This window comes from Leptothoe spongobia TAU-MAC 1115 (assembly GCF_018739885.1).
Lineage (GTDB): Bacteria > Cyanobacteriota > Cyanobacteriia > Phormidesmidales > Phormidesmidaceae > Leptothoe > Leptothoe spongobia.
The window spans coordinates 115828-132721 of sequence record NZ_JADOES010000003.1 but is presented as its reverse complement, the minus strand read 5'-3'; the positions used below and the strand labels follow the sequence as shown (position 1 = coordinate 132721).

20 protein-coding genes and 4 tRNA genes are annotated in these 16894 nt (G+C 45.7%); 11 read left to right on the top strand and 13 right to left on the bottom strand.

The window, feature by feature from the left end; all coding sequences use genetic code 11:
* The first annotated feature begins 72 nt into the window (after nucleotides 1-72).
* Nucleotides 73-1206 (top strand): CHASE2 domain-containing protein, encoded by a 1134-nt coding sequence (locus IXB50_RS02170; RefSeq protein WP_215607292.1) that lies wholly within the window; start codon nucleotides 73-75, stop codon nucleotides 1204-1206.
* Nucleotides 1207-1237: 31 nt separating this feature from the next.
* On the opposite strand, the gene IXB50_RS02165 is transcribed toward IXB50_RS02170, so the two are convergent.
* The 9 genes from IXB50_RS02165 to IXB50_RS02125 all read right to left on the bottom strand — a co-directional run bounded on the left by IXB50_RS02165 (nucleotide 1238) and on the right by IXB50_RS02125 (nucleotide 9548).
* Nucleotides 1238-1918, bottom strand: coding sequence for a lipoyl protein ligase domain-containing protein (locus tag IXB50_RS02165; protein ID WP_246564039.1), 681 nt, complete (start codon nucleotides 1916-1918; stop codon nucleotides 1238-1240).
* A 57-nt stretch (nucleotides 1919-1975) separates the two neighbouring features.
* Nucleotides 1976-2446, bottom strand: coding sequence for a YbjN domain-containing protein (locus IXB50_RS02160; RefSeq protein WP_215607290.1), 471 nt, complete (start codon nucleotides 2444-2446; stop codon nucleotides 1976-1978).
* 279 nt (nucleotides 2447-2725) lie between these two features.
* Nucleotides 2726-3439: a GTP cyclohydrolase I FolE gene (folE, locus tag IXB50_RS02155; protein WP_215607289.1), complete on the bottom strand. Its 714-nt coding sequence runs from the start codon at nucleotides 3437-3439 to the stop codon at nucleotides 2726-2728.
* 107 nt (nucleotides 3440-3546) lie between these two features.
* Nucleotides 3547-4275, bottom strand: a complete 729-nt coding sequence (locus tag IXB50_RS02150) for an SDR family oxidoreductase (protein WP_215607288.1) — start codon at nucleotides 4273-4275, stop codon at nucleotides 3547-3549.
* A gap of 291 nt (nucleotides 4276-4566) precedes the next feature.
* Nucleotides 4567-5547 (bottom strand): acetyl-CoA carboxylase carboxyltransferase subunit alpha, encoded by a 981-nt coding sequence (locus IXB50_RS02145; protein WP_215607287.1) that lies wholly within the window; start codon nucleotides 5545-5547, stop codon nucleotides 4567-4569.
* Between the two features lie 104 nt (nucleotides 5548-5651).
* Nucleotides 5652-6674 (bottom strand): long-chain acyl-[acyl-carrier-protein] reductase, encoded by a 1023-nt coding sequence (locus IXB50_RS02140; protein WP_215607286.1) that lies wholly within the window; start codon nucleotides 6672-6674, stop codon nucleotides 5652-5654.
* Between the two features lie 144 nt (nucleotides 6675-6818).
* Complete coding sequence (locus tag IXB50_RS02135; RefSeq protein WP_215607285.1) at nucleotides 6819-7514, bottom strand: aldehyde oxygenase (deformylating); 696 nt, start codon at nucleotides 7512-7514, stop codon at nucleotides 6819-6821.
* Nucleotides 7515-7820: 306 nt separating this feature from the next.
* Entirely contained in the window at nucleotides 7821-8870 is a 1050-nt protein-coding gene (locus IXB50_RS02130) for a hypothetical protein (RefSeq protein ID WP_215607284.1), read from the bottom strand.
* A 186-nt stretch (nucleotides 8871-9056) separates the two neighbouring features.
* Nucleotides 9057-9548 (bottom strand): DUF4112 domain-containing protein, encoded by a 492-nt coding sequence (locus IXB50_RS02125; RefSeq protein ID WP_215607283.1) that lies wholly within the window; start codon nucleotides 9546-9548, stop codon nucleotides 9057-9059.
* Nucleotides 9549-9755: 207 nt separating this feature from the next.
* Between IXB50_RS02125 and IXB50_RS02120 the strand changes: the two genes are divergently transcribed.
* From IXB50_RS02120 to IXB50_RS02100, 5 genes are all read left to right on the top strand, one after another.
* The gene (locus tag IXB50_RS02120) at nucleotides 9756-10202 is read left to right on the top strand and encodes a PPC domain-containing protein (RefSeq protein WP_215607282.1); all 447 of its coding nucleotides are present in this window, start codon (nucleotides 9756-9758) and stop codon (nucleotides 10200-10202) included.
* A 165-nt stretch (nucleotides 10203-10367) separates the two neighbouring features.
* Nucleotides 10368-10440 (top strand) — tRNA-Phe (locus IXB50_RS02115).
* A gap of 34 nt (nucleotides 10441-10474) precedes the next feature.
* Nucleotides 10475-10556, top strand: a tRNA-Tyr gene (locus IXB50_RS02110).
* Between the two features lie 19 nt (nucleotides 10557-10575).
* Nucleotides 10576-10647: transfer RNA gene (locus IXB50_RS02105), tRNA-Thr, on the top strand.
* Between the two features lie 23 nt (nucleotides 10648-10670).
* Nucleotides 10671-10940, top strand: coding sequence for a hypothetical protein (locus tag IXB50_RS02100; protein WP_215607281.1), 270 nt, complete (start codon nucleotides 10671-10673; stop codon nucleotides 10938-10940).
* Here the strand turns inward: IXB50_RS02100 and IXB50_RS02095 are convergent.
* Together IXB50_RS02095 and IXB50_RS02090 are read right to left on the bottom strand one after the other, a co-directional pair.
* Nucleotides 10922-11302, bottom strand: coding sequence for a hypothetical protein (locus IXB50_RS02095; RefSeq protein WP_215607280.1), 381 nt, complete (start codon nucleotides 11300-11302; stop codon nucleotides 10922-10924). The two genes, IXB50_RS02100 and IXB50_RS02095, sit on opposite strands and share 19 nt — an antisense overlap.
* Nucleotide 11303: 1 nt before the next feature.
* Nucleotides 11304-11621, bottom strand: a complete 318-nt coding sequence (locus IXB50_RS02090; RefSeq protein WP_215607279.1) for an HNH endonuclease — start codon at nucleotides 11619-11621, stop codon at nucleotides 11304-11306.
* Between the two features lie 310 nt (nucleotides 11622-11931).
* On the opposite strand from IXB50_RS02090, the gene IXB50_RS02085 reads away from it, so the two are divergent.
* The 3 genes from IXB50_RS02085 (at nucleotide 11932) to IXB50_RS02075 (ending at nucleotide 13141) form a co-directional block, all read left to right on the top strand.
* The gene (locus tag IXB50_RS02085) at nucleotides 11932-12240 is read left to right on the top strand and encodes a HigA family addiction module antitoxin (RefSeq protein WP_215607278.1); all 309 of its coding nucleotides are present in this window, start codon (nucleotides 11932-11934) and stop codon (nucleotides 12238-12240) included.
* Nucleotides 12241-12323: 83 nt separating this feature from the next.
* Nucleotides 12324-12395, top strand: a tRNA-Thr gene (locus IXB50_RS02080).
* Between the two features lie 578 nt (nucleotides 12396-12973).
* Nucleotides 12974-13141, top strand: a complete 168-nt coding sequence (locus IXB50_RS02075; RefSeq protein WP_215607277.1) for an NblA/ycf18 family protein — start codon at nucleotides 12974-12976, stop codon at nucleotides 13139-13141.
* 109 nt (nucleotides 13142-13250) lie between these two features.
* Here IXB50_RS02075 and IXB50_RS02070 read toward each other — a convergent pair whose 3' ends face one another.
* Nucleotides 13251-13526, bottom strand: a complete 276-nt coding sequence (locus IXB50_RS02070) for a cupin domain-containing protein (protein ID WP_215607276.1) — start codon at nucleotides 13524-13526, stop codon at nucleotides 13251-13253.
* Nucleotides 13507-15213: a S8 family serine peptidase gene (locus tag IXB50_RS02065; protein ID WP_215607275.1), complete on the bottom strand. Its 1707-nt coding sequence runs from the start codon at nucleotides 15211-15213 to the stop codon at nucleotides 13507-13509. The genes IXB50_RS02070 and IXB50_RS02065 overlap by 20 nt, the downstream gene beginning before the upstream one ends.
* Before the next feature lie 126 nt (nucleotides 15214-15339).
* Here IXB50_RS02065 and rpe point away from each other — a divergent pair, with 126 nt between their 5' ends.
* Entirely contained in the window at nucleotides 15340-16041 is a 702-nt protein-coding gene (gene rpe / locus IXB50_RS02060) for a ribulose-phosphate 3-epimerase (RefSeq protein WP_215607274.1), read from the top strand.
* A 651-nt stretch (nucleotides 16042-16692) separates the two neighbouring features.
* Nucleotides 16693-16875 carry a hypothetical protein gene (locus IXB50_RS02055; protein ID WP_215607273.1) on the top strand — a complete coding sequence of 61 codons (183 nt, stop codon included), beginning with the start codon at nucleotides 16693-16695 and terminating at the stop codon, nucleotides 16873-16875.
* The last annotated feature ends 19 nt before the right edge of the window (nucleotides 16876-16894 follow it).

The following is a 16894-nucleotide window of genomic DNA, read 5'->3' as shown; positions in this document are numbered from 1 at the left end:
CGTATTGTCATAGTTGACATGACAGGGCGGCGCGTTGTGGCGTCACAGCGCCATGGTCTCAGAAAGCTTTTTATGAAACATTGGCTATATAAATCCGGGTGGCGATTGCTTCCCGGACTCATGGCAGCAGGGGTAACGCTGCTAGCTGCTCGGTTGGGTATAGTACAGTCCTTGGAACAAACGGTTTACCGCACCTTATTTTCTGTTCGCGGTGAACAACCATGGGATGAGCGGGTTGCCGTGATTGAAATTGACGAAGCTAGCTTAGCGGCAATTGGTCAATTCCCTTGGCCTCGTCATTACTACACTGATTTGTTAGAGCAGCTGACGCCGGCTAGTGTGATTGCCTTTGATATTTTATTTGCTGAATCCAGTGAGGATGATGCAGCCTTGGCCAAAGCGATGGATCGACACGGTGAGGTTGTTTTGGCGACAGCTTGGGATGAACAGCGAGGTGTTATTGGCCCCAATGCTATGGTTGTGGAGGGTGCGATCGCAACAGGCCATATTCATAACCATGGTGATGTTGATGAGATTACTCGTGCCTATCAACCCAAGATTAATGGCACCTTAGCATTGAGTATGTTGGCTGTACAGCGATATAGCCAACAACAATCTGTTTATGCCTCGTTATCTGTGCGTGATATTGATCAGCCTTTATGGTTAAACTGGCCTGGGTTTGCTCACCATGCCCCTCGTTATTCATTTGTTGATGTGTTGACTGGCAAGGTCCCAGGGACTATCTTTACTGACAAAATTGTTTTTATTGGTTTTACAGGTGTTGGTCTAGATGTTGTGGCGACTCCATATAACCAAAATCCACCAGCTGCAGGGGTCTACCAGCATGTTGTTGCCGCTAACAATTTACTATCCCAAAATCATTTGCAGCCAATTGTTTTGCCCGTATGGATTTTGTTTGCATTGCTGAGTTCGTTAGTGGGATATGGATTTTGCTATCGTCGTTTGAGAATTCAGCTGTTAGTCAGTCTGACGATAGTATTTGTTTGGGGGAGTTTGGTACTGGTGGCGTTTAGTTACAGTTACTGGCTACCTACAGTAATGCCTACGCTGAGCATAGCTTTAACCAGTATGTTGGCGAGGTTCACTGAACGATTGAAGACTAGGCTGCAGTTACTGCAATGGGTCGATGAAATACGCCCTGTTTCCTTGAGACTACATCCATCCCTAAAAACCAACCGCTATTAGCCAGTAGTTCAGAATGCTGGCAGGTTTAGGATCATAATTCTTGTAGAGTTTTAGCTCTAGCGATCGCCTGTTGCTGTTCGTAATGGGATAGCGGTTGATGTATCCAACTTATGTCAAAGATATGTTGAGCTGCAGCTGTAAGTGCTGCAATGATATCGGCTGGATGCATAGTGACCAGGGGGTGAGGTGGGCTAATTGGAGTCCCAAAAATAGTTTCAACTAGATCAGGATTTGGAGATAGGCGCATCGAACCATGCTGCAAAATACAGCTATCACGATAGAGCTGAGCACTACCGATGACCTTATATCCATCATTCATGACCAGATCAGCTGCCGTGGACGAGCCGAAACAGTTGGCAGAACTCTGATAGCCATGTTTATCTGAACCTAAACACAACCTTATTCCCAAGTTATCCCAGCCCTGAATCAAAAATTTGCAGAGATAGGCATAAACATCTCGTCGTCGACCACGATAGCCTGAGGTGACCAGACTGTATGTCAAATCACCCTGATGTAGAACGGCCCGTCCACCACTTGGTCGTCTAACTAAGTCAATGATTTGCCCATGCCATGCCAGGTTTTGCCAATGTTCTGGATAATGACGCTGATGATATCCCAATGAAATGGCAATGGGGTCCCATTGATAGAACCTGAGACATGGGAGACCTTGCCCCAAACGATGTTGTTCTAACAGCCATTCGTCAATAGCCATTTGAGTCTGTCCTGGGGCTTCTATGGGCGAAATGAATCGCCATGTCGTCACCATGACTTAAGCAGCGGGATATTTTTTCTTGAGAGTGTCGTCTTTTTCGTCAGCAATAGTAGCAACGATAGTCATCAATCGAGAAATTTCGCCAGGATTGATATCAGCCAAAATACGACTGGCTAGCACCAGAACCTCCTGATTTGAGATACCAAAACAGGCTTCGAACGTTTCTCCACAGTTCAGCGCGAGTAGTTCTTGCATTAAGTCAGTTTGATTGGCTACCGGCAATTTCAACAATGGAGACCATACGGTTAAGGTGTCTTCTTCGCCAATGCCTGTAAGTTGGACATAGACGGTTACGCTACCGTAGATGAATTTCCAAAGATAGCCATCATCATCGCGGCTAACCATCGCATTGCCTCCCTGATCCAGGCTGGCAATGACGGTTTCAATAACATCTATATGGCTAGCTTCGAAGGTTTCAGTACCAGCGCTAATGATTTCACCAGCAGTTTCAACATTCAGGGGACTCATTGGTTCCGCTTACTCCTAATAAATCGCAATAGAGAAGATGCATAGACCAGTTGCTTTTCAGGCAACATTAGCTCGATAGAACATCGTTGGTAGAAGTCGATTCCTACTGCCAATGTCCACCTCACTATATCGTTGCTTTTCTTAGAGAAAGTCTTAGCAAGTCATTTTTTCAGATTTATCCAATAATGACATAAATGCCCTAGATAGAGATGTTGGATGCAACGCCTCTATCTAGGGCATGTCTTAAGTATGAAGGTAAATTAAACGTTTTGAGGTCCTTTAGTAGTTAGAGAATGCAGGTTGATGACGGATGAGACTTAGGAACTCTTCACGAGTTTTTTGATCATCTTGGAAGACGCCGAGCATGGCACTCGTGACGGTCCAAGAACCGGGTTTCTGGACACCACGCATTGCCATACACATATGGCTTGCTTCCATCACAATAGCGACACCTTGTGGCTCTAATACCTCGCTAATTGCTTCCGCAACCTGGCGTGTTAGTCGCTCTTGGACCTGGAGTCTGCGAGCATACATTTCGACAATACGAGCTAATTTACTTAGGCCAACCACTTTTTGGTTAGGTATATAGGCAACATGAGCCCGACCCATAAATGGCAGCATATGATGCTCACAAAGGCTAAAGAAGCTAATATCGCGTACTAAAACCATCTCGTTGTGCCCTTCATCAAAGATGGCATTATTGACAATGGTTTCTAAGGATTGAGTATAGCCTTGAGTGAGAAAACGCATGGCTTCGGCCACCCGTTTAGGAGTTTTAAGTAACCCTTCTCGTTCAGGGTCTTCACCAAGCTCTGACAGCATTGTGTGTACGGCTTGCTTCAGTTTCTCATTATCAGCAGCGGGCTCATGGAGAAGGGCTTCATGTCCTTTCTTTTTGGAACGATCAGGGCGTATGACAGCTTCTAATGACTTGCTGTTGAGCAGACCGTTAGTTTGAGCACTGTTGCTGGAGCCGTTAGTGGAAATAGCCATGGTGTGGGGGAATGAGTTTACAAATAACTGTCAAAAATTGCTTGGCCTAAGCAGGTGTAAGTAGCCTAAAGTGCTTTGGCTAGCTAGATGAGAAGGGCTTTAGGGAATCACAGGGCTCCTCCGCTGGGTATAATGGTTAGTTCTTCTACCACCGCTCCAGGAGGTAGAAGTGCAGTTTGTAGAATGGCATTGGCTACTAAATCAGGAGTAAGCATACCTGAGCGGTCAAAGTCTGCTTGAACCGTGTCGGTATCCCACAGGGGGGTATTCACTGCTCCAGGCAAAATGGTCACTACCCGAATACCATGGTCCCTTTCTTCTACAGAAATGGCTTTTGATAAAGCTACAACAGCGGCTTTACTAACGCCATAGGCACCCCATTGAGGAAAGGCCTGACGGGCCGCTATCGATGCCACGTTGATAATCATGCCGCCACGGTTATTACGCATGCCTGGAAGGACTGCCTGAATACATTGAAAGACACTGGTGACATTAAGATCGATAACCTGACACCAATCGGCTAATGGCATTTGATTGAGTTCACCTGTGTATCCCATGCCAGCATTATTAACTAGTACATCGGCGGAGCCAAATTCCTTCAATAGACTGGTGATGTTCGGTTGAACCTGATCAATAACGCCTAGATCTATCGGAAAGCTATGGGCCTGTACCGATGCGATTTCACCAATTTCAGTTGCAAGAGCCTGCAGTTTGTCTGCTGAACGACTTACCAACGCCACATCAAATCCAGCTTTGGCAAAAGCCAATGCGGTAGCACGACCAATACCAGTGCTAGCACCTGTAATCAATGCACGACGATTAGGAGCAGTATTCATCAATAGAAGCGTTTATGGAGAGCAGTAAAAGCAGTAAACGTATATTTAATATTAACAAATGTTACAAGAATTGTGTCGTGTTTTTAATGAGAGAGTTTTCGATGTGGGCTCAAATCAATGATTGATGGCTACTACATCCTTAGAACAACAATCTATGAGCGTCTCATAAATCTTTCATAAGAGCCGAGTGAATAAAAAATGGTCAGTATAAATTGTTTTTTGAAACTGTTACTACTGTTTGTAGCACTCAGAGACATGACCAAGTAGAGATTTAGTCAAAAAGATTCTTTTTTAGGTAGCTTCGGTAAATACACCAATTTGGCGAAACTTACGATAGCGTTCTTGCCTTCGTTGTTCTGGTGATATGACTAGCAATGTTTCTAGAGTTTCTAATAGTGCGGCCTCTAGACTTTCAGCAGCCTTGAGCGGATTCGCATGAGCTCCGCCAGTTGGTTCAGCCAGTAGCTGATCCAAAATACCTAAGTTTTTTAAATCCCATGCTGTAATTTTGAGTGCTTCAGCTGCCTGTGAAGAACGCGATGCATCCTTCCACAAAATAGCTGCACAAGCTTCAGGGCTAGCTACGGTATAGACGGAGTGTTCAAACATCAAAAGTCTATCACCGACACCGATACCTAGTGCGCCGCCAGATCCCCCTTCTCCAATTACGGTACAAATAATTGGGCTATCTAGGCGGAACATTTCTCGAAGGTTATAAGCAATTGCTTCACCTTGTCCCATTTCTTCCGCTTCTAAGCCAGCCCATGCACCGGGGGTATCGATAAATGTAAAAATTGGCATTTTAAATCGGTTGGCATGGTCCATCAGACGCATTGCCTTACGGTACCCTCCGGGAGATGCCATCCCAAAATTACGGGCAACGTTATCCTTTGTATCCCGACCCTTTTGATGACCTAGCATCACGACAGAGTGACCATGAAAGCGGGCAATACCACCGACCAAGGCTAGGTCATCTTTCCCCGAGCGCCGATCACCATGAAGCTCTATCCATTCCTCTGAAATGGCTTGGATGTAATCCAACGTACTCGGTCTACGGGGATGGCGCGCCACTTGTATCCGCTGAGCTGGAGTCAGACTTGTGAAAATCTCTTGTCGCAGCTGCTGGGCGCGTGACTCTAATTGCTGAATTTGTGCTGAGACGTCAACATCGTTATCTTCGGCCAATGCCCGTATCTGCAAAATGCGCGACTCTAATTCAGCCAATGGCTTTTCAAAGTCAAGCAAAATGGGCCTTTTTTCCGTTGTTGCCATAACAGGTCTAGGTACTCCAGCAGTGATTCCACCCTATCGCAAACTGTCCCGCAAAATATACTGATGGATTAGCAGATAGGGATGCTTGCAATGAGGTAGAAAAATTAAGTTGTTAATAAAGGACGGAAGCCATGTTTAACAGAGGCCATACCAATTTGTTCCATTTTCTCAAGGGTGATTTGATTTCTTCCCCAAGAGAAATTAGTATGCCATTTTTCAAATTCCAACAGCATTGATTCTGCAAAGCAAGCAAATAGCTGTCGGGCAGGTACGTCCATAGCCACGATGTGCATAATCCGCCAATCAATATCGAGACTGTGTTCAACAATACCGCCCTTGAGTACGTGAACATTAGGATTGCTAAACTGGCTGCCAATATTTTTGGGGTAGCCGCCATCAACCATTAAGCAAGGCTTCTTGAGGCTACTAGGATCAACCTCAATACCTTTAGGCATGCTAGCGACCCAGACAACGACATCAGCCATGGGTAGAGCTTCTTCTAACCCCATGATTTTACCCATGCCAATCTCTGATTGAAGATTGTCTAGACGCTCTCGGTTACGGGCAATCAGTAGCAAATCCTTAACACCGGTATTGTGGCTCAGCCAACGACAGACGGCACTTCCGATATCACCTGTAGCTCCACAAACAGCTACTGTTGCTTTAGAAAGGTCAATACCGTACTTAGGGGCGGCTTGCTCGACTTGCTGACAAATTATGTAGGCCGTATGAGTATTGCCCGTTGTAAATCGATGAAAGTCAAGCTCTAAGTTTCGAATACGTCGGATTTGCTCAAGCTTAAAGTTCTCAAAAATAATCGAGGAGAACCCACCTAGGGCTGTAATATTTATACCCATTTTTTGAGCATGGGCCATGGCATTTAGAATCTTGCGCGTGGCTGCTTTGATGCGTCGGGTTGCCAGCATTTCTGGAAGGAAGCACGATTCTACGTAACGTCCTTCAATGACTTGGCCAGTAGCGCTGGTCACCTTGATGTCTTCCACGACAAATGGAGGGGCGCTACACCAAAAATCCAAGCCCTGGCTGCCATATTCTGGATATCCCAAATCACGGGCGACCGCTTGGGCATGTTCTAAATTGGTAAGGTGTCCTATTAAGCCAAACATTTGGGACGTTTCTATAAAAAAAGTAATCTTAGAAAATCAGACTACAACAAAATGTTACAACCATGCGGTTCATATCGGTTCGTTAGTTCTGCATAAAAAAGGAGGCTGATCGGACGATCAGCCTCCTTTCAATATGATTAAAACCTATGCCATGGCTAAACCTTGGGCCGAAAGACGCATGACTTCTCTACTGGTAAATCCGATATTACCTAGAGCTTCACCATAAGTAATCATGAAGTCTTCGACTAGAGCATCTTTTTCCATGCCTAGGACAGCTGCATCTTCAGCAACCTGGTTGAGCATTTGCCAGACTAAGGGCAAATTTTGACGGTTAGCTGCTTCTAATTCAGCTTTGGCGGTGTCAAAGTTAGCTTTCAGCCACTCTTCACCAAAGTTCAGGTGCATGTATTCGTCTTTGACAACACCCTCGGTAATTTTCCGTGCAAAGTCGTCTGCAACTGGGATATAGATGTTGTACGCAGAAATTGCGAAGGTTTCAATAATCAAAGACTGAATTAATAGGCAGGTCACTACCTTACCCTCATCCCAGGCTTCCTTAAAATTGTCATGCAACTTAGCAAAGAACTCCTTGGCAAATTCCATGTCAGGAGTCACACTTAAGTTTCTGCCACATGCCTGGAATCCCTTCATATGACGGTTTTCCATGCGAGCGAGCTTAATCAGCTCATCCTTGTGATCGCTGAGGTGCTCAGCCAACTTTTTGTAGTTATCGTTAGCCTCCAATTCCCCTTCAATTACAATTGCGTTGATGCGACTGTATGCATCCTTGTACGCTTCACTTTGGAAGTCGAGCGCTGGGCTGGCCTCAAGCTGCGGCATATCTGTCCAATTCCTGCATTACAATAACCACTCAGCTGCCGATATCTTAAGCCATGGCCTAGCACAACTGCTGTGGTTAACTTAAATATTGACATCTGATTTCACACTTTACACCCTATTAGTAGGGGGAGCATGGTTATAGGTACAAGTAAAACATGCTCATGCTATTAATGTGTAAGTGTTTTAGCCTGATCTATTTAGAATTTTTATCTATTAGATTGATATTGATTTGCTGCCTCGGTTGTCTTGCCGACGATTGGTTCAGGTTTTGATGGTTTTGTTAGTGCTGTGCTGTGTGGATGGTGATTATTCAATCTCTCCAAGAACTTGTAGTCGAACGGTTTTGGTGGCAGGGCTATTGGCATTACCAAGCTGGATTTCGATGATTTCATTGGTAAGTGGACCTAGGGCACTCAGGAGTGCTCTGAGTTGAGGGGTACTTTCGCCACTATCCACGTAAACTCGTTCTGCGAGTTTATTCAGCCTGCGCCAGGCTGTGTAGAGTTTGGCAGTTGCTTGCTCTAATTGGGTGGCTTGATTAACTAAGTCTGCTGTGGAGTTTAAGCAGCCTACCCGGAGGGCTTCTTCAAGGGCCTGTTCTAGATTGACGATATCTGGATCAATCGTTTGTACCTGGCTGGCAGCGGCGATGTATTTGGATAGATAACGAGCTTCGGATGTGATTTGCTTGAGGGTATCCACATCTGGATTGCGGGCAGCTTCTGTTCGCAGGGTGTCCTGATGGCTAGGAGGCAGTTTTTCCATTTCCTTGACTAGCGGTGTTAGGTAGCGCGTAGGAATTGTATTATTTGCTGCTTTTTCTCGTACCGTTTCTGGAATGAGGTCAGAGGTCATAGCGGTCCATTCGTCGGCTAGCTGCTTCACCTCTTTACGGGTAATTTGTTCGCCTCGTCGAGCGGCTTCGGTGACCATCTGCTGTACTTCTGGTGCAGCCTGGGCGGTTTCAACAAAGGCCCGTTTACTAAATTGATTGACGGCTTGCTCGTTGAGTAATCCTTCCTTGAGCAGTTCATCAGCGCTATTACCTAGTTCAATGAGGGCATAGGCTTGGCTTTTGCTGATTTCACGATCTTTGAGCCAGTTGAGAAAGCCAGTACCACGACTATCGCCCCCTTGCTTTTCGCGATCGCGCACTGCCCTCAGAATACGACCACGCCAAATATCGGTCTGCAAATCAAAGCGATCGCATACTTGCCAAGCTATATCAATTTGTTGGTTAAAGTCGTGTTCAGAAATGCTTGGATCGCTTGGATCAGGAACTTTAAAGTCGAGCGTGACATCTTGCTCTGTGCCGCCCTGGGTGATGTCGGCCACAAAATCGGCTGCTCCAACCATGTAATTCCTCTATTCTGCAGACCTACTAAACCTTGTCCACGTCCAGAACTGGAGTTTTTCCGTAGAAGAAGCTACAGGTTTCAACTTGGACGTGGTTTAGGTAAACACTTGTCAAATCTAGAGCGGTAGTTTTTTCGTAGGGGAAAACCTAAGAGTTCACTTTAGACATGATTTAAGCTTCTTATGTTACAGCTGTAGGACCCAGCGCACAAACAATAGAGTTAGGGTGGCTGCTCCTAGAACAATGACCAATAGAGCTGCGATTAAAATAATGGCAAATAGCTTATCGGCGCGGCTACTGGGAATAGGTTTACGAATATGGCGCTCTAGTAAGTCGACGTTGCGAGCATTAGCTTTCCAGACCACATCAAAGAAGTCGCCAATCATGGGCACTGTGCCCATCAGCACCTCAGTCAAGATGTTGAGACCCATCCGACCTAGCGTGGCAGCGGGTACTCCCATCCGAGCGGCTTCAGCGACGACATAGATGGAAATCAGACCTGTCATCAGGTCACCGCCGCCAGGCACTAGGCCGATCAATGGATCCAGACCGACTCGATAGCCTAGACCAGGGATTGCGATCGCATTATCCAAGATATGGCTAAGGCGACGCAGCCGTTGTAAAGCTGGATGAGCATTATCGTTCGATACCGTTGGAGTGGAATTAGAAATAGGCATAGAGAACACTTACCTACTAGCAAATTGTGCAGATGCTATGCGTCTCGGCACAATACATGTAAACCTGAGATTTTGTCTAGAAAAGTGATGGAGCGTTAGCTTTGGCAATGAAGCTAGCTATCGAACGTTACAACCTAGCCTAGCCACACACTGAAATCCTGACTTGGGGCATAATGTCACCAACTATAACGACCCATTTTTCCAATCATGAAGCTATCTAGGAAGATTTTACGCCGTGTCCTGTTTTTACCCACAATTTTGCTAACGCTTGGCGGCTTAAGTGCTAGTGCCTGGGCTCAGATTTATAATCCCATTGAGCTATCAGGCGGGCGTGAAATTAACGATACGCTATCTGAAAATGATATTCCTACAGGTGTAGGTGGGTTTGCTAGAGATTACAGTGTCGAGCTGTTTGAAGGTGACCAAATCACCATTGATTTAATTTCAGAAGAGTTCGATGCGCTAGTGAGTTTGCTGGGAGACGATGGTACGACTGTCAGTGAAAACGATGATGGCCCAGATGGATCCACAAATTCATTACTGTTTGCTCGCATTTCTAAATCTGGTCAATACACTGTTCGAGTGAGAGCCTATGCAGGGCAGGGTACAGGAGCCTTTTATCTGAAACTCGCTCGGCTCAGAGAGATTGAATAAATGCCTGATGGCCTTGGGCAGCTGTTCTGTGTGACTGAGGCTAGTCGAAGTTTCTCTAGGGGGGTGACCAAGGTAGATCCAAAGATCCAAAGTTTGAGCTTGCTAAGGGCTCCCTCTTTTGTTAACTTATTTAAGCGCGCAAGCGAGGCAGTTATGCCGCTTGTTGCCGGGATAGCTCAGTTGGTAGAGCAGTGGACTGAAAATCCTCGTGTCGGCGGTTCAAGTCCGCCTCCTGGCATTACCGATTGTAGTTATCGGTAAAATGTGGTATTGGGTCGTTGCCCGAGTGGTTAATGGGGGCGGACTGTAAATCCGCTGGCTACGCCTACGTTGGTTCGAATCCAACACGGCCCATCACATTTTTTATTTACTTGCCTTCATAGCTCAGCGGTAGAGCACTCCCTTGGTAAGGGAGAGGTCACGAGTTCAATTCTCGTTGAAGGCTTAGTGTATATGCCTTTCAGCCCTATGAGTGAACCAGATATTGTTGGAGACTTCAGTGTCGTTAGGGTGATCAACTCCAGCGATGTACCTGGTGTGGGTGAAGTCCTGATGGGTTATCAGGCAGCCCAGATAATTGAATCCGTCAAAAGTGACCCTAAACAAGTTAAGCGATGGACTTCTGGCGTACCTTGCCAAGCTTTAACACCTGGCGGTCAGTGGACTAAAGGCACAGTGAAATTTGCAATGCTGTTTACCCCAGCTGATCAGCCAGACGATCAGAACGCTGTCCAATAAGGTCCCCATTCTCCCCAAGCAATTAACACACCTTCGAAAGGCATGCGAGGTTCAAAGAAGCTGGCTAGCTTATCGTAGGAATCGAAACCATCTGCGATCGCAAGTCGCTGACGCTCTAACTCATTGAGAAACACACCTTCAATCGACACTTCGGACCCGTCAATTTTTATCTTTAAACTCGCGACACATAACGGATCTGGGGCTATCAACTTTGTGCATGCCTTCGTACGCATGCCGGTATAAATCTGAATAGTTTCACCTGCGATCGCATGTCGATTTTTTCGAGGTGCTCTAATGGTCTGCTGTTTTTGTCCGCTCTCAATTAATGGAGCGAATTGTTTCTTGAAGTTGGAAGCCACCATATCAAGCCACCTCCAACCTTAACTGCCCTTGCCTTTCCAGTTTTAGCTGCTGCTTTATAAACATCGAGGATGGCTGCAGGTCGTAACGACAATGGCATGGTGCGCACAACGCTTTTAGGTTGGAACGCTTGCAATTTTCTGGCCTATGATCCAGGTGAGCCACGGTAAGCGTAAACCGTTGAGGATGCTCGTCTATATTGGATATGGCTGTCTGGTTAACCCAGTCCAAAAATTGATTATTCTGTCCTTCGATTCGCACCACAAAATCAGCTAACTCTTCTTTAGGCTGGCGGCGGATTCGTCCATACTCAGCGAGCATCGCCGCCGTCGTATTCCTTGTCCCATAGCTCTTGAAGCAATAGTTTCATCTGAACTATTGCAAGGAAAGCGGGTAGCTCGATCTAAATTTGAGTGGCGATCTCAACTTAGTGTTTCGGTTTCTTCGCTTTTTATTTAACTTTGATGTGTTATTGCTTCTTAGAGACTGTGAATGATTGAACTGCGCAACAGATAAGTTCAAGAAAGTTAGTTGGCGGTGTTTTCTGACAGGAGGAACACCGCCAACTTTAATATCTCAGTTTTTGATGCTTCCTTTTCTACAGATGTAGCTCGTTCTATGCGATTCATTTATGGAACATTCGCGACCCATATATCCAGGTGAATTCATCCTCAATGTATATATGGAGCCTTTTAAGGTCAAAGCTTCTGAGTTGGCTGAGAGTCTAGATGTGGATCAAGCTACAGTATCCCGGCTTCTAGTGGGCGATGCTTCAGTTTTTCCCGATATGGCTATACGTTTATCCGTTGTCCTCGGTGGCAGTTCTTACTTTTGGCTCAGTATGCAGTCTCAATATTCTCTATGGTTGGCTGAGCATCAAGTGGATAAATCGAGACTGAAGCAGATGGTATTTTCGTCTCACCTTGTTGGGATCAGTTGAGGTATCCAATTTCCAATCAATTAGCTCAACAGCGGAGAACAGCTGTCGAGTCCAACACGGTCCATCACATTTTTTCTTTACTTGCCTTCATAGCTCAGCGGTAGAGCACTCCCTTGGTAAGGGAGAGGTCACGAGTTCAATTCTCGTTGAAGGCTTTTTAAGCTCGGTGTTCAATCCTATGGGCACATAAAAAAGCCTTGGCAATACACCAAGGCTTGTGAGAAGGCGCGTGTTTTTGGAGTTCAAAGGTGACCTTAGTTCAGAGATAAGGCTCGCCAGTTATGTAACTCCAGCTGCAATGCATGTATGTGTAGTGTTCCCATCAACTACTTCTGTTCTCAGCATCTGCAAACTAGTTGATGCATCCTTGTGGTGCGGTTCCTGTGATGGTGGCCAGTAAAGCGCATTGGGGCTTTAGAAAAAATCGTAGATAATTAATTAAAAATAACTGGACTAATAACCAGGCCTTATATCGCTGCCTGAAGTGCAAACTTTTATGAGAGAGCATTGGAAAAGTTTGATGAGAGGCGCGTAGTTTTACCCAACATCAGGGACTTGGAAGAGGTAGTTCTGCCTATTTCACTACCAAATGACGGCTAGTTTCGTAAATAAATGTTTCTTTCATTATTTATCGCTTGACAGGTTGACGCTTAGTTGCAGTGTGGTTAGAATTTCTGATAAGACAGCGGGCAGATGCCTCTGTTAGCGATACTGATTTCTGGAGGAGTGACCCATGGATATGCCAGGTCAATTGACATTAGAACAGCAATTTCAGCTGCAGGTCTTGAAGGATCAAGTGCGTAATCTTTCTCATGAGGATGCGCAAAACTATGTGGTTGAAGTAATGCGCCAAATGATGGTTAAGGATAATTTGGTGAAGCATTTGCTTAAAAATGCCTAAGGTTGCAATGATGAAAATTGTAAAAATGCCCCCTCGATGGACGACTTCGAGGGGGCATTTTTATAGGTAAATAGTTTGTTCAGTCTAGGCCGTCTGAGGGGAGATATTGTTAGCCAAATGAATAATGCTTGCTAACAGCTGTGTCTATCCGCCAGGTACAGCTCATGCCTGCAGGAAAGACCACTAAGTCTCCTTTGCCTATGGTGACAGGGGCTCCATTGTCTGGCGTGACGGTTACATCACCTGCCAAAAGATAACAGGTCTCTGTTTCGTCATAATGCCAGGGAAACTCTGATGCTTCTTTTTGCCAGATAGGCCAGGAAAAGACGCCCATGGTTTCCAGTTCAGAGTGACTGGGGTTATGGTTAATTTGAATGATGCTCATGTTGTGCCCTGCTGATAGGTGCTACAGCCTCAGCCACCCCCCACCATGCTAGTGCATAAGGTTGAAGTGTTTCACGAGTTACCTGCTGCTCATAGACGACTCTCAGTTTATAGCGGCCAGACTTAGGAATTTGATAAAAGATGTGCTCAAGGCTATCCACATCACTGACCGAAGACCAGATACTTTTGGAAGTATCCTCCTCATCGATAGGCATCAGATAAAGATTTAAGTTATTGAGGCCTCCAACGTCGAAGCTTTCACCAATGTCATACAGCCCGTTATCATCACTGTCTTCTAAGGACACTTGACGCTCCCAGGTGAGAGTGGCAGCTAAGTAACTTCCTGCCTTCAGCGGTGTCTCAATGGCGTAGTCCGTGTGGGCCAGATGTTGATCTGATGTTTCTGCAGTATTTAAGGGTAAGGAATTGTAATCCCATCCTCTAACAGTGACGTTTCCAGGCCCCCATTGACCCCCATTGAACTGTTCATAGGCCCTAAAGGCATTCAGATGGCCGGTGCCTAACTCTCTATGAAGCGGTATTTTGGGGTCGGTATAGGCATCCGAATCAACCCAGGTAAGGTTTGATTCGTCCAAGAGTGTGCGACCCATGCCAAGCAGTTGGCCGTTCCCCTCATCTCTCAACTTATCAGCAGCATTGAGGAGTACTGCTTTCATCACCATGGGTTCACGGGCATCGAGTTGCCAACCGGCTGTTCTGATTTGGCGATCTCCCCATTCCTGCAGGAGAGCTACGGTTGCCGCGACATGAGGCGCAGCAAAACTTGACCCACTACTTAGCACCTCTTGTCCATTAGGATCCAACATTCTGATGTCGTCTCCAGGGGCAACCAAGTTAATCGAACGCCGAGGGCCGACATTCGATTCCGGACTGTCAGCGCCGCGAGGTCTGAAGGCAGGCTCACTACTGGAATTGGCATAGTCAACTTTGACAAATCGACCATCTACCTGAGTAGAGTAGGCGACATTAATTCCATTGAAGTTATCCGTAGGAATAGGGATACCACCTCCCCCCTGGTTGCCTGCAATAACGTATAGCGCTTTATGAACACGGCTGGACCAATCGACACACTGTGTTAGGAGCGCATTGCCATCGAGGCTGGCATCAGGTCGAGGATCGCTGACTAGAGGTTCGCCAAAGCTGAAATTAATAGCCCGAACATCACCACTGTTGCGAAGGGCAATATGTTGGCTTGTTAAGCATTCTTGAGGTTGGCCACTGAGTTCGCCAGTTAATGGCCCAATGGCAGCTGAAAATAATCGAGCATCAGGAGCGACACCAATTAACCGCTTTTCCTGACTAACCATAACGCTAGCCACATGATTGGCATGATCATCGACGAATTCATCAGCGATCGCAGGCCCGTCAATCTGAAGAACTTGCGTCACGGTTACTGGATTATTGGAAATCGAGATTTTATCTAGTCCGAAGAGCCCAGGGCGTCCTCCTTCAACTTGACCAATTGCAATTTTTTTTCCTGTGAGATTGTAAGGAGGTTGATGTAAACGACGAGCATCAATCCCATCTTCTCCCACGGATACAGACAGGGCTAGGGCTGGAATTCCAGCGCCAAGACCGATTAAGAGAGCTAGAGGAGGCCATAGGTGCTTTGCCTGATGTCGATAACTAGAGCTAGATCGGTCCAATATTTGCTGGAAAATTCCCATGAAAACTCCCGTGAAATGCGTTGGCGATGATGAATAACATCAGCTAGAGCAGTTTGTAACGATTTTGATACTAAGTTTTTGTTACGATAGTGACCATTAACGGTGATCACACGAGGCGGGTTCCCCATGACGCAATCAAAAAAATCTGTTGTTGTTTCTCCATCTATCTTATCGGCTGATTTTAGTCGTTTAGGCGATGAAATCCGTGCAGTTGATGCTGCTGGTGCAGACTGGATTCATGTCGATGTGATGGATGGCCGTTTTGTGCCTAACATCACCATTGGTCCATTAATTGTGGAAGCCATTCGACCAGTGACTCAAAAACCTCTTGATGTTCACTTGATGATTGTCGAACCAGAAAAGTATATCGAAGGATTTGCTCAAGCGGGGGCTGATATTATTTCTGTTCATGCTGAGCATAACGCATCCCCCCATTTGCATAGCACCTTGAGCCGAATTCGCGATATGGGTAAGCAGGCTGGAGTAGTTCTAAATCCCTCCACACCGTTAGAACTGATTGACTATGTCCTAGAGTTATGTGATCTGGTATTGATCATGAGCGTCAATCCTGGTTTTGGAGGCCAGAAATTTATTCCTGAAGTTTTACCCAAAATTCGTAAGCTACGTCAAATGTGTAATGAGCGTGGCCTCGATCCATGGATTGAGGTTGATGGTGGCTTGAAGGCTCATAATACTTGGGAAGTGCTAGAAGCCGGTGCAAATGCAATTGTTGCTGGTTCTGCTGTGTTTAAAGCACCTGATTATGCTGAAGCGATTAGCAATATTCGTAACAGTAAGCGTCCAGCCCCTGAGCTGGCTGCTGTCTAGGTGCAACTAGCTGCAATCGGAAACTGAGAGTTAAAGTGCTGCTCAAACCAGTTTAGCTCTAGGTAGTTTAGTCCTTGTATGACTAAACAGGATGATTTTCAATACGCTTTGTAGCCTACTCAGCTTGTTTAAGCAGGTTGCAAAGCGTAATTTTTTTGTCATGAAAACTGATTATAAGTCTGTATATGTGGTGTAAAGCCCCTGTAAATTCACCATTCGTTTTCATTACAAAAAGCCTAAGTGAAATTACGGAGAATTTTCGATGAAAAATCAATAAAAAATACAAAATTCCTTTAGCTACCCATGGCTGTGGGGGACTGGGGAGTAGTCGTTGAATTTGCCTGATAGGACCTCTACATAGACCTATATAAAGGGAGGACATATCCCTAGTCAATTGTGACTATCAGCATATTTACTGGTGCTACTTTATGACATTGTACTCAGTTTAAAGAATTTGTGTGACGGGAGCATAATTACTCATGAGTGGGCCTTCATGCCTAGATAATTGAAATACGGCATATCACGGATGTGAGTCTGTAGCGCACACTATAGATTGGTTTGTGTAAAACAACTGGGTTGCGTGTTTTATTTTATACCTGTTCTTGGTCGCTGGAGTGCGATTCTGTCTCTCTGGGTTTTTGGTGAATCTCTATGGCTATTCAATCGGTGGAAGAAATGGTTGCTAAAATATTTGCAACTCGCCGTATTACACGCGCCGATCAAAGTGTTTTGATGGCGATGTTCTCTGGCAACAACATCAGTGCCAATGACAAAATGTTGATTAATCAAATTTATGATGCACTCAACCAGGGTCGCCTGCGGGTGGTTGAGTAAATTTCCAACTGATTGATTG